The organism is Mesorhizobium tianshanense (assembly GCF_007830515.1).
GTDB lineage: Bacteria > Pseudomonadota > Alphaproteobacteria > Rhizobiales > Rhizobiaceae > Mesorhizobium > Mesorhizobium tianshanense.
Genome location: NZ_VLKT01000022.1, coordinates 21,639 through 35,512 on the forward strand (window position 1 = coordinate 21,639; position 13,874 = coordinate 35,512).

The following is a 13,874-nucleotide window of genomic DNA, read 5'->3' on the forward strand; positions in this document are numbered from 1 at the left end:
ACCGGAAATCCGGTTTTATTGGCCCTTCAAGCCGCAACATTAACCAGATTTAATCAAAACCCGGTCGCATGACCGCGAGAATCGACCGATTTTCGACAGGCATCATGCGCGAAATCAAAGCGCTAGCGTTCTTTGCACGTCCAGAAATACTCGGCGCCGCGGTCGCGTTGGACCCCGTAAATCCTTGCGGATCAGAGATTGCGCAGCACCGGCGCCGCCTTGTGGCCTAGCACCCGCCAGGTGCCGGCGAGGCCAATGCCGACCGTGACCACCAGCGCAAACACGATGGTTGCCACCGCCACATCAGGCATGAAATGCGATGGCAGCGTCATGATGCGTGCGACAATGAACCATGCCGCGACGCCGCCTGCCGCCAGCGCGAAGATCGCGGTGGCGAGGCCGATCAGCAAATATTCCAGCGAAAAGGCCGCGATCAGCGTCTTCCTGGTGGCCCCCAGCGTCTTCAGCACCACCGCGTCGTGGATGCGGGCGCGGTTGCCGGCGGCGAGCGCGCCAGCCAGCACCAGTACCGAGGCGATCAGCGCCACGCCGGCCGCGGCTCTGATCGCGGTGCCGAGTTGCGCCACCAGCCGGTTGACGATGTCGAGGGCGTCCTTGACCCTGACCGTCGTCACCGCGGGAAAGGCACGGGTGACGGCGTTGAGAAGACGGGCATCGTCCGCCCCAGACGCGCCCTTTTCGGTCAGCGTCGCCAGCCAGCTATGCGGCGCGCCGGCAAATGTGCTGGGCGAGAATACCATGACGAAGTTGATGCCCATCGTCTCCCACTCGACCTGGCGGAAATTGGCGATTTTCGCCGTCACGTTGCGGCCAAGCACGTTGACGGTGACAGTGTCGCCGAGCTTCAGCCCGATCTCTGCGCCTTCCTCGGCCGAAAACGATACCAGCGGCTCGCCGGCATAATCCTCCGGCCACCATGTGCCTTCGGTCAGCGTCGCATTCTGCGGCAGCCTGGCCTCGTAGGTCAGCCCGCGATCGCCGCGCAGCACCCAGGCCCCTTCCGCCGGAACCTTGACCTTGTCGACGTCGACACCGTTCAGCGCCATCACCCGGCCGCGCAGCATCGGCACCTTGACCAGCGTGCCCTGCGGTGCCTCCTTGCCGACCAGCGCGGAGAACGCATCGACATCGCTGCTCTGGATATCGACGAAGAAGAAGTTCGGCGCCCGCTCCGGCAGGCTGCCGGAAATCTGCCGCCTGAGATTGCCGTCAATCAGCGCCAGCGTCACCAGAAGCGTCAGCCCCAGTCCCAGCGACAGCACCACCGACGGCGTCAAGGCACCCGGCCGATGAATGTTGCCGATGGCCAGCCTGAGCACCGTCGAGCGAACGCGCGGGCTTCTTTTGGCGACCCACTGCACCAGAACGCCGACGATGCGCAGCACCAGAAAGGCAAGAATGGTGGCGCCGACGAAGATCGAGGCGATGCGGCGGTCGCCGGAAAACAGGATGGCCAGCGCCGCCAGGAGCAGCGCGATGCCGAGGGCCGCCGCCATGTAGAAAGGACGCGGAAAACCGCGGCCTTCAAAACCCATTTCGCGAAACAGCGCCGTCGCCGGCACGTCGCGCGCCCGGCCGAGCGGCAGCAAGGCGAAAGCCAGCGTCACCAGCAGCCCGAACAGCGCCGCCATACCCAGCGCGCCGGGATAGAACCCGCCTTCCGCCGGCACCGGAATGACCGACTGGAGTGCCGCGCTGGCCGCGAACGGCATCAATGCGCCAAGCACAAGCCCGAGCGCGATGCCGAGGGCGGCGATCATCAGGATCTGCACTAGGTAGACGGCAAAGACGAAACCGCCCGAAGCGCCCAGGCTCTTGAATGTAGCGATGACGCCGCGCTTGCCGTCGAGATAGGCGCGTACCGCATTGGCCACGCCGACGCCGCCAACCACCAGCGCCGTCAGCCCGACCAGCGTCAGGAACTGCGAGAACCGCTCGATGTTGGAGGATAGCGCGGGCGCCGCGTTGCTGCGCGTGCGGATCGACCAGCCGGCCTCGGGAAAATCCTCTGCGGCCTGATCTTGGATCGCCTTGATGCGCGCTTCGCTGGCGCCGCTGGGCAGGCGGATCTTGTAGGTATTTTCGACCAGGCTGCCGGGCTGGATCAGGCCGGAAGCGGCAAGCCCTTCCGTTGAGACCATCAGCCGCGGCGCAAAGCCGAAACCGTCGGACACCGCATCCGGCTCATCGACGATCCTGGCCCGCAGTTCAAACGTGGCGCTGCCGAGCCTCAGCCGGCCGCCAATCCCAAGGTTCAGCCGCTCGAACAAGAGGTCGGGTGCGGCAGCGCCGAAAACACCGGATCTTTCGCCGAACAGTTCCTGCTTCGACAGCGCCGGCTCTGTCTCCAGAGCACCATAGAGAGGATAGGCTCCGTCGACCGCCTTCGCCTCGACCAGCGCCTGGTCGGAGCCGTCTTCGAGCCGCGCCATCGAGCGCATGTTGGCGCTGTGCGAGATCGTGCCCAGCCCATGGAGAAAGGCATGCTCCGCTTGCGTGGCATTGCGCTGGTTGAGCTGGAAGCGGAGATCGCCGCCGAGCAGCGACTGGCCTTGGTTGGCAACCCCGGCGGTAATAGCCTGGGCCACCGAATTGACGCCGCCGATCGCCGCAACGCCAAGCGCAATGCAGGCTAGAAAGATCAGGAAGCCGGACAGCCCGCCGCGCATCTCGCGCAGCGAGAACCGGAAGGCGAGCCTCAGCGTGCGCGACCAGGCAGCCCCCTCATCCGGCCGCGGAGCCTGTCCTCGGACTTGCCGGAGGCGAGACCCGTGGGCGGCCACCTTCTCCCACAGGGGGGGCCGGCGCCGGCGTTGGCGATCTCCTCTCCCCTCGGGGAGAAGGTGGCTCGAAGAGCCGGATGAGGGGACCTTGTCCGCCATGGCGCTATGCCGTCACTTTGAGCAATGGCGCGGCCTCGATCTGGCCCGACCGCATCGAAATCTGTCTTGAGCAGCGCATCGCCAGCGCCGGATCATGGGTGACCAGCACCAGCGTCATGCCGCGCTCGGCCGCCTTGGCGAACAGAAGGTCGGCGACCTGCCGCCCCGTCGCCTGGTCGAGATTGCCGGTCGGCTCGTCGGCGATCAGGATGCGCGGCGAAGGCGCCAGCGCCCGGGCGATCGCCACACGCTGCTGTTCGCCGCCGGACAGTTCGCCGGGATAATGGGTGACGCGGTCGCTCAGGCCCACCGCCTCCAGCTCCCGCGCCGCCACGCCGAACGGATCGGCATGGCCGGCAAGTTCCAGCGGCACTGCGACATTTTCAAGCGCCGTCATGTTGGGGATGAGATGGAAGGACTGGAAGACGATGCCGATGTTTCGCCCCCGAAACGATGCGACCTGGTCTTCGCTCTTGCCATTAAACAATTCGCCGGCAATTCGTACCGTACCCGAATCGACCCTTTCCAAGCCGGCAAGAACCATCAGCAGCGTCGACTTTCCCGAGCCCGACGGCCCAACGATACCGGTTGCCTCGCCGCTCGCCACGTCGAGGCTGACGCCTTTCAGCACATGGACGGAAGACGCTCCTTCGCCGAGCGTCAGCGAAACGTCTTTCAGCGCGATGACGGCTTCTGTCAAAATGAAATCGTCCTATATGGGAGGAGGGGAGGCCGGATTCGGCCTGCCGCCAACAAGATGTCCTTGGTCATATGGGGCCTGCCGCATGGCTTTCAAACACACTCTTGCCGCAGCCTTCATCCTTTTTCTCGGAATTTGCGGCGCCATTTCGTCGGCGCGCGCCGAGCCCTTCAAGATCGTCGGCTTCGGCGACAGCTTGATGGCGGGCTTTGGCCTTAGACCGGACGAAGGCTTCACCCAGAAACTTGAGGCAGCACTTCGTGCCAAGGGCCACGATGTGACGGTCGCCAATGCAGGCGTCTCCGGCGATACGTCGAGTGGCGGCCTGTCGCGGCTCGACTGGTCGGTGCCGGACGGCACGCAACTCGTCATTCTCGAGCTCGGCGCCAACGACATGTTGCGCGGCGTTTCTCCCGACATCACGCGAAAGAATCTGGACGCCATGTTGGCGAAGCTGAAGCAGCGCAAGATCGCCGTGCTGCTGGCCGGCATGCGCGCCGCGCCCAATCTCGGCGCCGACTACCAGAACGGCTTCGACGCGATCTTCCCGAAACTGGCGGAAAAATACGGCGTCCCGCTCTATCCGTTCTTTCTCGACGGCGTCGCCGGCGAGTCCGCCTTGCAGCTCGATGGCCTGCACCCGAATGCCCGGGGCGTCGACCTTATGGTTGAGCGCATCCTGCCGGCCGTCGAAAAGGCCATCACAGCAGTGCAAGACAATTCCTGAGGAGGAAGCGTTCGGTGGCAGCATCCGTGCAAACACTTGGACGTACAAAATACGCTCTAACACTTTGATCCGACGCATCGTGCTTTCCAAACCGAAGATCAGCGCAGGCAAATCGGTTTCTACCGGGCTGATGGGTTGGGAGAAGATTTTAGGTGGGACTGCGACCAACAAACCACTTGCCCCGCTCGATTATCGATGATTCGCTAGGGACAAGAGTTCGATTCGAGGACAGGAGGCTTACCATGCCGCGTCTTTTTACCGCCCTCGAAATACCGCGTGACGCCGCCCTTTCGCTGTCCCTGCTCCGGGGCGGCCTGCCCGGAGCCCGCTGGATCGACGTCGAGAACTACCATCTTACGCTACGCTTCATTGGCGATGTCGAGGGCCATGTCGCCGACGAGATCGCCAACGCGCTCGACCGCGTCCATCGCCCGTCCTTCTCGTTGACGCTGTCCGGCGTCGGCGCCTTCGGTCAGAAAAAACCGCATTCGGTGTGGGCCGGCGTTTCCGCCTCGCCTGATCTTTCGGCGCTGCAAAGCGAGATCGAGCGCATCTGCCAGCGCCTCGGTATCCCTGCCGACCCGCGCAAATTCATGCCGCATGTGACGCTGGCGCGCTTACGCAATTCGAGCCCGCTCGACGTCGCCCAATACCTGTCGGCACGCGGCAATTTTTCGACGCTGCCCTTCCGTGTCGGTCGCTTTGTCCTGATGTCGTCGCGCGATTCGGTGGGTGGCGGACCCTACATCGTCGAGGAGGCCTGGCCGCTGTCGGGTGCCGACAGCCGCGCCTCGATCCGCGTCGCCAACGTCTCCGACGCTTCGCGGATCATGCGGTAGACCGAGGCAAACGCGTCCGGCCCGTCATGATAGGGGTCCGGCACGTCGCTCACCCTTCCGACCGCGAACTCCAGGAACAGATGGACACGGTCGCGCATGGCGGCGGGCGCCAGCGCTTTCAGATCCCGGAGATTCGATCGGTCCATGCCGAGAATAAGGTCGAAACGGGAAAAATCGTCTGGCGTCAGCTTGCGCGCCCTCTGTCTGGAAATGTCGATGCCGTGCCGCTCTGCGATCGACATGGAGCGCGGGTCTGGTGCCGAGCCGGCTTCCCAGTCGCTGGTTCCGGCCGAATCGAGCAGGATATCCCGATCGAGGCCGCGCTCCGCCAGGACGGCGCGCAACACGCCCTCCGCCAATGGCGAGCGGCAGATATTGCCGAGACAGACGAAAAGAATGGATTTTATCGGCTTTGCGCTCATCGATCCGGCATTATGCTGAGGACTGCGAATCCAGATAGCACGGGAAGCGAGCATGGCGAGAGAGAAAATGAGCAAGGAGGCGGCCGCTGAAGCGTTGGCCCGCCTCGACGGCTGGTCGCTGGGCGGGGATGGCGGCTCGATCACGCGCACCTTCATCTTCAAGAATTTCTCCGAAGCCTTCGCCTTCATGACCCGCGTCGCCTTGGCGGCGGAGAAGATGGACCATCACCCCGACTGGTCGAATGTCTACAAGACCGTGAACGTGAGCCTCAACACCCACGACGCCGCCGGCCTGACCGCGCTCGATTTCGAACTGGCCAAGGAGATGGACAGCTATTTCGATTAGGCGCGCGTCCTTTTGGACGCGCAAAGGACGCTCTGACGCTTTGAATCCATGCATCGTGCTTTTCCGAACCGCATCGTGCTTTTCCGAACCGAAGATCAGCGGAGCAAAAATCGGAACCGATTTTCGTGCCGATCCAATTGAACTCTTGTAGAGGGGCAGCGTTTTCACCACATTTCCCGCTGGCAGGCGCGTGTGGAACGATACGCACAGCCTCGTAAGGAGAGACTGATGGCGCAAAAATCCGGTTTTGATTTCTTCGGCTTTGGCGACAAGGTCGGCGACGAGAGCGACGTGCGCGAGAAATTCTGGGGCACGGCCAAGAAGGCTGCCAGGCAGATTCCGTTCATGGAAGAGCTGGTCGCTGCCTACTACTGCGCCATGGACAAGAACACGCCGCTGCGCGCCAAGGGCATCTTGGTGGCGGCGCTCGGCTATTTCGTGCTGCCGACGGACGTCATTCCAGACTTCGTCTTCGGACTGGGCTTTACCGACGACATCGCCGTGCTGACCGCCGCGATCACAACCGTCAAAGCCCATATTACGCCCGCGCACCGGCTCGCCGCCAAGCATGCGCTCGCCGATAGGAGCTGAGGCGCAAAAGTCAAACTCTCGCCGCTTTCGTGGCCTCCAAGTCGCCAAAGGGACATTGCGATTGCCGCTTTTTGGGAGGCGGCGCGGAAATGGCGGCGGGTTCCCCGGGATGGATGTCCTTTTCCTGAAGGAAATTCACCGTTTGGTAACCCAGATTAAATCAAAATGAAGCGACGGGCAGGACGCCGAGCCGGCCTGCCTCCGCACCATTTGGAATACAGGAAAAGCGATGCGCGGATTGATTGCTACAATTTCGAGCCTGGTCCTGGTGGCCATGACAGCGCCAGCACTGGCGCAGTCGGCAACCAAGATCGGCCAGCATAATGCCTGGGGCACCTACAGCTACCAGGCGTCGGGCGGCAAGGTCTGCTATGTGCTGACCGTGCCGACCGACAAACAGCCGCCAACGCTTGACCACGGCGACATGTTCTTCTTCGTCAGCCAGCGGCCGGGACAGCAGGTGTCTTACGAGCCGCAATTCATCGCCGGCTACAATTTCCAGGAAGGTTCCAAGGCCACCGTCACCATCGACGGCAAGAGCTTTTCGATGTTCACGCGCGGCAAGTCAGCCTGGGTCGAGAACGCCGCCGAGGAGCCGGTGCTGATCGCCGCGATGAAATCCGGCAGCGATATGAAGGTGCAGGCGAAATCCGGCCGCGGCAACACCACCACCTATGTCTTTTCGCTGAAAGGCATTTCGGCGGCGCTGTCGTCCATCGCCAAGTGCAACTAGAGCATGCCGCCTAGCCCAAACCGAGTTTGAATGAAAAGCTGGGTCGCAAGCCCGGCTTTTTTCACCGTTCCGCTCACTCCTGCACGGATGTCTGCGCCGTTTCCGCCCGCCGCTTCTGGGTTGCGTGCCGACTTCGTCACCGCATGACTCCGCCATCAACCTGTGCTATGCGCCGCGCTTCATTTCGGGCACGATGCTGAAATCGGCCGCAAACCACTTATATTGGCCCAACAATGACCCTGTCGTTCGATCTCACCGCCGAAGGCGCCCGTGACGCGTTGCGCGCCCGCGCTACACTGCCCGAAAAACCGTCGCTGATCGGCCTGACCCGCGCCGAGCTCGGCGCTGCCCTGGTTGCGTCAGGCATCGTGCCGGAGCGCCAGGCCAAGATGCGCGCCCAGCAACTCTGGCATTGGATGTATGTGCGCGGCGTCTCCGACTTTGCCGGCATGCTCAACATCTCCAAGGATTTGCGCGCCGAGCTCGACAGGCATTTCACCGTCGCCAGGCCCGAAATCGTCGAGGAGCAGATTTCCTCCGACGGCACGCGCAAATGGCTGTTCCGCTTTCCGCCACGCGGCGCCGGCCGGCCGGTAGAGATCGAGACCGTCTATATTCCCGAAGAGGGCCGCGGCACACTCTGCATCTCCTCGCAGGTCGGCTGCACGCTGACCTGCTCCTTCTGCCACACCGGCACGCAGAAGCTGGTGCGCAATCTGACATCAGAGGAAATCCTCGCTCAGTTGCTCACCGCCCGCGACCGGCTCGGCGATTTCCCCGACCGCGACACGCCCGACGGCACCATCGTGCCGGCCGAGGGCCGGAAAGTGTCCAACATCGTCATGATGGGCATGGGCGAGCCGCTCTATAATTTCGAAGCGGTGAAGAAGGCCCTGCTGATCGCATCCGACGGCGACGGGCTTTCCCTATCGAAAAGACGCATCACGCTGTCGACCTCCGGCGTCGTGCCGGAGATCTTCCGCACCGGCGAGGAGATCGGCGTCATGCTGGCGATCTCGCTGCACGCCACCAATGACGATCTGCGCGACCTGCTGGTGCCGATCAACAAGAAGTACCCATTGAAGGAGTTGATCGCCGCCTGCCGCGCCTATCCCGGCCTGTCGAACGCCAAGCGCATCACCTTCGAGTATGTGATGCTGAAGGATGTCAACGATTCGATCGAGGACGCCAAGGGGCTGATCAAGCTGCTCAAGGGCATTCCGGCCAAGATCAATCTGATCCCGTTCAACCCGTGGCCGGGCACCAACTACCAGTGCTCGGACTGGGAGACGATCGAGAAATTCGCCGACTACATCAACAATGCCGGCTATGCCTCGCCGATCCGTACGCCGCGCGGCCGCGATATCCTGGCCGCCTGCGGCCAGCTCAAGTCGGAGTCCGAGCGCATGCGCAAGGTCGACCGGCTGGCGCTGGAAGCGATGATGATCGCGGGGCACGGCGAGGCGTGAATCGCCTCGTTGCCTATCTCATCCGCTTTGCCGTCATCCTGATCGGCTATGGCGTCGCCTCGCTGGCGGCCAGCGCCTTCCTCAACATCATATTCCTGGCGTCGCTTGGCTACACGCCGCAGCACGCCCACCCTACAGCGACTGCTTCCCTATATTTTTCGATTCCATTCGTCGCGCTGTTCGTCGCCTATTTCGCCTTCATGCCGGCAGCCATCGTCATTCTCGTCTCCGAAATCCTCGGCCGGCGCGACTGGCTGTTCTATGCTCTGGCGGGCGCGGTAGTCGCGGTGGTCTTCCTCGGCTTCGCCTACCAGACGGCCGATGCCAATGTCGAGGTCACCGACCCGCGCACCGTCGCTGCCGTGATCGGCTGCGGCATGGTCGGCGGCATTTTCTACTGGCTGAGCGCCGGGCGCTGGGCCGGAAACTGGCGGCAGATCGGACCATGATCCCGAAAAGTGGAGGCCGGTTTTCGGAAAAGATCATGGTCAAGCAAGGATAAGCCCTACTTCGCCTGAGCCGTCAGGATCTTGAGCGCGAAGGCCGAGAACACCCCAGCGAAGAGATAGTCGACGACGCGCGTCACCCGCGGGCTGGCCTTCATCGCCGCCGAGAATTTTTCCGCCGCCAGCACCATTGGCGCCGTTACCGGGATCGACAGCACGACGAACATCGCGCCGAGGAAGAACAGCTTTCCTGGCGCGTTGGGATCATGCGCGGAGACGAATTGCGGCAGGAAGGTCATGAAGAACAGGATGATCTTCGGGTTGAGCAGATTGACGCCGAGCCCCGCCGCCCAGCTGCGAAACAGCGAGATCTTCCGTGGTCCGGTCTTCTTCTCGGGCGAAAAAGCCGATCCCCTGGTAATCGCTTGCCACGCCAGGAAGACGAGATAGGCGGCGCCGAAAATCTTCAGGGCAAAGAAGGCCGCCGGCGAGGCGACGATCAGCGCCGAGATGCCGACCACCACCAGCGTGGTGTGGATCAGCGTGCCGCACAGCGCGCCGGCCATAGATGCAAAGCCGGTGGCGCGGCCATGGCTCAGCGTGCGCGACACGAATAGCGTCATGTCCGGCCCCGGCGTGATCGCCAGGATCACGGTGGCGATGGCGAACTGGATCAGCGTGGTGGTATCGGGAATGAAGGACATGGGCGGCCCCAAGGAGGCGTAAGACAGCGCAGCCTATAGCGCAAGCACGGTGCCTGTGCCAGCGATTGGCCCGCAATAGCTGATCCAGTGTGCCTATCGCACCCTTCGTCACTTGCGCAGTCCGGAAACGCCGTGATACCTCGCCCGGCGAGAACCCCTGTCGCGGAACCGCCAAGATGTCCCCCAGCATGTCGAAACCAAAAGACGTCAAGAAAGTCGTGCTCGCCTATTCCGGCGGCCTCGACACCTCCATCATCCTGAAATGGCTGCAGACCGAGCTCGGCGCCGAGGTCGTCACCTTCACCGCCGATCTCGGCCAGGGCGGCGAGCTGGAGCCGGCGCGGCGCAAGGCCGAGATGATGGGCATCAAGGATATCCGCATCATGGATGTTCGCGAGGAGTTCGTTTCCGACTTCGTCTTCCCGATGTTCCGCGCCAACGCCGTCTATGAAGGCACCTATCTGCTCGGCACCTCGATCGCCCGCCCGCTGATCTCGAAGCATCTGGTCGAGATCGCCAGGGAGACCGGCGCCGATGCCATCGCCCACGGCGCGACCGGCAAGGGCAACGACCAGGTCCGTTTCGAGCTTTCGGCCTATGCGCTGAACCCCGACATCAAGGTCATCGCGCCATGGCGCGATTGGTCCTTCAAGTCGCGCACCGATCTGATCAACTTCGCCGAGCAGCACCAGATTCCGGTGCCGAAGGACAAGAAGGGCGACGCGCCGTTTTCGGTCGACGCCAACCTGTTGCACTCGTCTTCCGAGGGCAAAGTGCTGGAAGACCCGTGGAGCGAGCCGCCGGAATTCGTCCACCAGCGCACCATTTCGCCGATGGACGCACCGGACAAGGTCACCGAGATCGAAATCGAGTTCCTGAAGGGCGATCCGATCGCGCTCGATGGCAAGAAGCTGTCGCCGGCCACGATGCTGGCCGCGCTCAACGATCTCGGCCGCGACAACGGCATCGGCCGGCTCGACCTGGTCGAGAACCGTTTCGTCGGCATGAAGTCGCGCGGCGTCTATGAAACCCCCGGCGGCACCATCCTGATCGCTGCCCACCGGGCGATCGAATCGATCACGCTCGACCGAGGTGCTGCCCACCTCAAGGACGAGTTCATGCCGAGCTATGCCGAGCTGATCTACAACGGCTTCTGGTTCGCGCCCGAGCGCCTGATGCTGCAGGCGATGATCGACAAGAGCCAGGAAGATGTCGAAGGCACGGTGCGCCTCAAGCTCTACAAGGGCAATGTCATCGTCACCGGGCGCAAGTCGAGGAAGACGCTCTATTCCGACGCGCTCGTCACTTTCGAGGACGATCGCGGCGCCTACGACCAGAAGGACGCCGAAGGCTTCATCCGTCTCAACGCGCTCAGGTTGAGGACGTTGGCGGCGCGCAATCGAAAACGCTAATCAACGTAGGACGTGTACAATTAAAACCCGGCTTTTGCCGGGCCTTCTGTCGAATGGAACAATTCCTGGAAAAGTGTGAAAACGGTCTTCCCAGGAAAAGCACATAGCGCTTTCCCTAGGGAATTGCGTCAAAACAAAGAGATAGAGCGTTTTGCATTTCCGCGAAACGGTGAACCGCTCTAGAGATTTACATCAATCGGCATCGATCGCCGTGGCCATGCGGGCGATGGCCTGTTGATAGACGCTCGCGGAATTCCAGCCAGCAATTGCGCCCATATTCGCCTCATAACTCGCACCGGCCCGCCAGCCATGGCCCTTGAGGAAGTTGGCCGTGGAAGCCAATGCAGTGCTCTTGTCGCGCAGATTTCTGTTGCCGACTCCATACTTCAGAACATTTCCGGGCAGGAACTGCGTGTGGCCAATCTCGCCATGCATGGCGCCAACCGACGAGGCGCTCAAGGCTCCGCGATCAACCAGCTTCAGGGCTGCAACGCCATGCGGGTAAAAGAATTCCGGGCGGCGGCAATCATAGGTAAGAGTTAAAATGGCAGAGACCGTATTCTGTTTGCCCAGGTAGGAACCGAAGCCAGTCTCCATACCCCAGATGGCGAGCAACACACCTGGCGGCACGCCGTAGGTCCGTTCGATCTTGTCGAACAGCGCCGCGTTCGACTTCTTCAGCGAACGGCCCTTGGAAATGATCGTGGAAGCGCCACGGCGCTTCATGAAAGCGTCCACCGAGCCGCTGAAAGCCTTGTGGATAGCGCGGTCGGCGGAGATCGTCTTCGTTGCGTAGCGCGCGTTAGCCAGCGCGGCCAGACCCTTCGAGCCCACACCGTTGGCCTTCGCCTCCGCGGCGAACTCAGCCTTCCACGCTTCGAAACCCGCGCCGGTGTTGCCGCACTGGGCGGCCTGTGCGCCTGTCGCCGCCGCAAGCATCATCGATGCCGCCGCCGCGAAAATCTTTCCCTTGGCAAGAAATGCCATGTTGCTCTCCTGGTTGCCTCAATCACGTCCCAAATACGAATTTGCCAGCGAAACGCCCGCTTGTCACCGTTAGGCGACGCGCGTCCGCTTGGACGCACGTCGCTCCAACGCTTTAGAACCTGCGCATCGTGCTTTCCGAAAATCGGAGCCGACTTTCGAGCCGATGCGCTAAGAAGTCGTTTACGCGTTCCCGCAGCAGCGCTGGCGAATGCCGGAGAACTTGCTTACGATCAAGTAATTATTGTGGCGGGGGCTGGAATATTCATGGAAGACGTTGATGTCGTGGTCATTGGCGCCGGCTCGGCGGGACTTTCTGCCGCCAAGACCCTGCGCGCAGCCGGCCTTTCCTTCAAGCTGTTCGAAGCGATGAACCGCATCGGCGGCCGCGCCTGGACCAGCGATCAGCATTTCGGCGTTCCTTTCGACATCGGCTGCGCCTGGCTGCATGCGGCCGACCGCAATCCCTACTTTCCCGAGGCGCAAGCCGCCCGCTGGACGCTTCACCATCACGACATGAATGTCGATCATCTCTATTATCGCAACCGAAAGGCGAGCGAGGACGAAGAGGCCGCGATGAAGGTGGCCGATATCAGGCTGTTCGAAATGCTGGCCGCGCATGAGGTGAAGGATGGTGACGACGACCGTCTTTCGGCGTTGCTTGCCAGGGGCCATGCACCACGCGCCGCCGCCACCTTCGCCGGGCCGATGGATTTCGGCGCCGACGAGGACGAGATATCGATCCGCGACTTTCAGGCCGCCGCCGATCTCGATCCGAACTATTTCACCAAAGAGGGATTTGGCGCCTTGGTCGCCCGTTTCGGCGCCGACGTGCCGGTCGAACTGTCGACGCCGGTGCGGAAAGTCCTCTGGGACGTGCCTGGCGTCGCCTGCGTCACCGATCGCGGCACCATTCGCGCCAAGGCAGCCATCGTCACCGCTTCACCGGCGGTGCTCGCTTTCGAGGAGATAGAATTCTCGCCGGCGCTGCCCGACGCGCATTTCGCTGCCTTCTTCGATCTGCCGATGGGCATGCTGACCAAGCTGCCGGTCGAAATCAGAGGCACAAGGCTCGGGCTTGAGCCGTTCGACGACCTGCTGATCGAGCGGCTGGCCAGGCACGACATCTACTTCCTTTGCTTTCCCTTCGACCTAGACCTGATGGTCGGTTTCGTCGGCGGCGATTTCGCCTGGGAGATGTCGGCGGCAGGTGAGGCGGCAGGCATCGACTTCGTCGTCGACCGGCTATGCAGCATCTTCGGCAGCGACATTCGAAAACATGTCGGACGCGCCATGATGACCAATTGGGGCGGCGAGCGGTTCGTGCGCGGCGCCTATGCGGCGGCCCGCCCCGGCCGTTCGGAGGCGCGCGCCGCGCTGATGCAACCGGTGGCGGAAAAGATCTTCTTCGCCGGGGAGCATCTGGCCGGTCCGCTGATGCAGACCTGCGGCGGCGCCAGGCTGTCGGGCGAGGCGGTGGCGAGAACGGTCGCCGCCCACCTTGCGGCAAAATAGCTTCGGCGGGAACGCTGGTTGCTCACGGGCGTTTGGGCGATGTGCCGCTCCGCACCATATCCGGGCCTGATGATTTGAGACTG

The 13,874-nt window shown here is 62.6% G+C and carries 14 protein-coding genes; 9 read left to right on the forward strand and 5 right to left on the reverse strand.

The window, feature by feature from the left end; all coding sequences use genetic code 11:
- Window positions 1-191 precede the first annotated feature (191 nt).
- Both IQ26_RS18140 and IQ26_RS18145 read right to left on the reverse strand, forming a co-directional pair.
- Complete coding sequence (locus tag IQ26_RS18140; RefSeq protein WP_145719821.1) at window positions 192-2,690, reverse strand: ABC transporter permease; 2,499 nt, start codon at window positions 2,688-2,690, stop codon at window positions 192-194.
- A 217-nt stretch (window positions 2,691-2,907) separates the two neighbouring features.
- Window positions 2,908-3,603 (reverse strand): ABC transporter ATP-binding protein, encoded by a 696-nt coding sequence (locus IQ26_RS18145; protein WP_145719718.1) that lies wholly within the window; start codon window positions 3,601-3,603, stop codon window positions 2,908-2,910.
- Between the two features lie 85 nt (window positions 3,604-3,688).
- On the opposite strand from IQ26_RS18145, the gene IQ26_RS18150 reads away from it, so the two are divergent.
- Both IQ26_RS18150 and thpR read left to right on the forward strand, forming a co-directional pair.
- Complete coding sequence (locus IQ26_RS18150; RefSeq protein ID WP_145719720.1) at window positions 3,689-4,330, forward strand: arylesterase; 642 nt, start codon at window positions 3,689-3,691, stop codon at window positions 4,328-4,330.
- 242 nt (window positions 4,331-4,572) lie between these two features.
- Window positions 4,573-5,169 carry an RNA 2',3'-cyclic phosphodiesterase gene (gene thpR, locus IQ26_RS18155; protein WP_145719722.1) on the forward strand — a complete coding sequence of 199 codons (597 nt, stop codon included), beginning with the start codon at window positions 4,573-4,575 and terminating at the stop codon, window positions 5,167-5,169.
- Here thpR and IQ26_RS18160 read toward each other — a convergent pair.
- On the reverse strand, window positions 5,073-5,591 hold the full coding sequence (locus tag IQ26_RS18160; RefSeq protein WP_145719728.1) for a low molecular weight protein-tyrosine-phosphatase: 519 nt from the start codon (window positions 5,589-5,591) through the stop codon (window positions 5,073-5,075). The two genes, thpR and IQ26_RS18160, sit on opposite strands and share 97 nt — an antisense overlap.
- 52 nt (window positions 5,592-5,643) lie before the next feature.
- On the opposite strand from IQ26_RS18160, the gene IQ26_RS18165 reads away from it, so the two are divergent.
- From IQ26_RS18165 to IQ26_RS18185, 5 genes are all read left to right on the forward strand, one after another.
- Entirely contained in the window at window positions 5,644-5,937 is a 294-nt protein-coding gene (locus IQ26_RS18165; protein ID WP_145719730.1) for a 4a-hydroxytetrahydrobiopterin dehydratase, read from the forward strand.
- 228 nt (window positions 5,938-6,165) lie between these two features.
- Window positions 6,166-6,528, forward strand: coding sequence for a YkvA family protein (locus IQ26_RS18170; protein ID WP_145719732.1), 363 nt, complete (start codon window positions 6,166-6,168; stop codon window positions 6,526-6,528).
- 229 nt (window positions 6,529-6,757) lie between these two features.
- On the forward strand, window positions 6,758-7,261 hold the full coding sequence (locus IQ26_RS18175) for an invasion associated locus B family protein (RefSeq protein WP_145719734.1): 504 nt from the start codon (window positions 6,758-6,760) through the stop codon (window positions 7,259-7,261).
- A gap of 233 nt (window positions 7,262-7,494) precedes the next feature.
- The gene (gene rlmN, locus IQ26_RS18180) at window positions 7,495-8,730 is read left to right on the forward strand and encodes a dual-specificity RNA methyltransferase RlmN (RefSeq protein ID WP_145719736.1); all 1,236 of its coding nucleotides are present in this window, start codon (window positions 7,495-7,497) and stop codon (window positions 8,728-8,730) included.
- Window positions 8,727-9,179 carry a hypothetical protein gene (locus IQ26_RS18185; RefSeq protein ID WP_145719739.1) on the forward strand — a complete coding sequence of 151 codons (453 nt, stop codon included), beginning with the start codon at window positions 8,727-8,729 and terminating at the stop codon, window positions 9,177-9,179. Before rlmN ends, IQ26_RS18185 begins: the two co-directional genes overlap by 4 nt.
- A gap of 56 nt (window positions 9,180-9,235) precedes the next feature.
- Here IQ26_RS18185 and IQ26_RS18190 read toward each other — a convergent pair whose 3' ends face one another.
- Window positions 9,236-9,880, reverse strand: a complete 645-nt coding sequence (locus tag IQ26_RS18190) for a LysE family translocator (RefSeq protein WP_145719741.1) — start codon at window positions 9,878-9,880, stop codon at window positions 9,236-9,238.
- Between the two features lie 188 nt (window positions 9,881-10,068).
- Here IQ26_RS18190 and IQ26_RS18195 point away from each other — a divergent pair, with 188 nt between their 5' ends.
- Window positions 10,069-11,292 (forward strand): argininosuccinate synthase, encoded by a 1,224-nt coding sequence (locus IQ26_RS18195; RefSeq protein ID WP_145719743.1) that lies wholly within the window; start codon window positions 10,069-10,071, stop codon window positions 11,290-11,292.
- A 192-nt stretch (window positions 11,293-11,484) separates the two neighbouring features.
- Here the strand turns inward: IQ26_RS18195 and IQ26_RS18200 are convergent, their stop codons facing one another.
- The gene (locus tag IQ26_RS18200; protein WP_145719745.1) at window positions 11,485-12,279 is read right to left on the reverse strand and encodes a lytic murein transglycosylase; all 795 of its coding nucleotides are present in this window, start codon (window positions 12,277-12,279) and stop codon (window positions 11,485-11,487) included.
- A gap of 264 nt (window positions 12,280-12,543) precedes the next feature.
- Between IQ26_RS18200 and IQ26_RS18205 the strand changes: the two genes are divergently transcribed.
- Entirely contained in the window at window positions 12,544-13,791 is a 1,248-nt protein-coding gene (locus IQ26_RS18205; RefSeq protein WP_145719748.1) for a flavin monoamine oxidase family protein, read from the forward strand.
- Window positions 13,792-13,874: the final 83 nt, after the last annotated feature.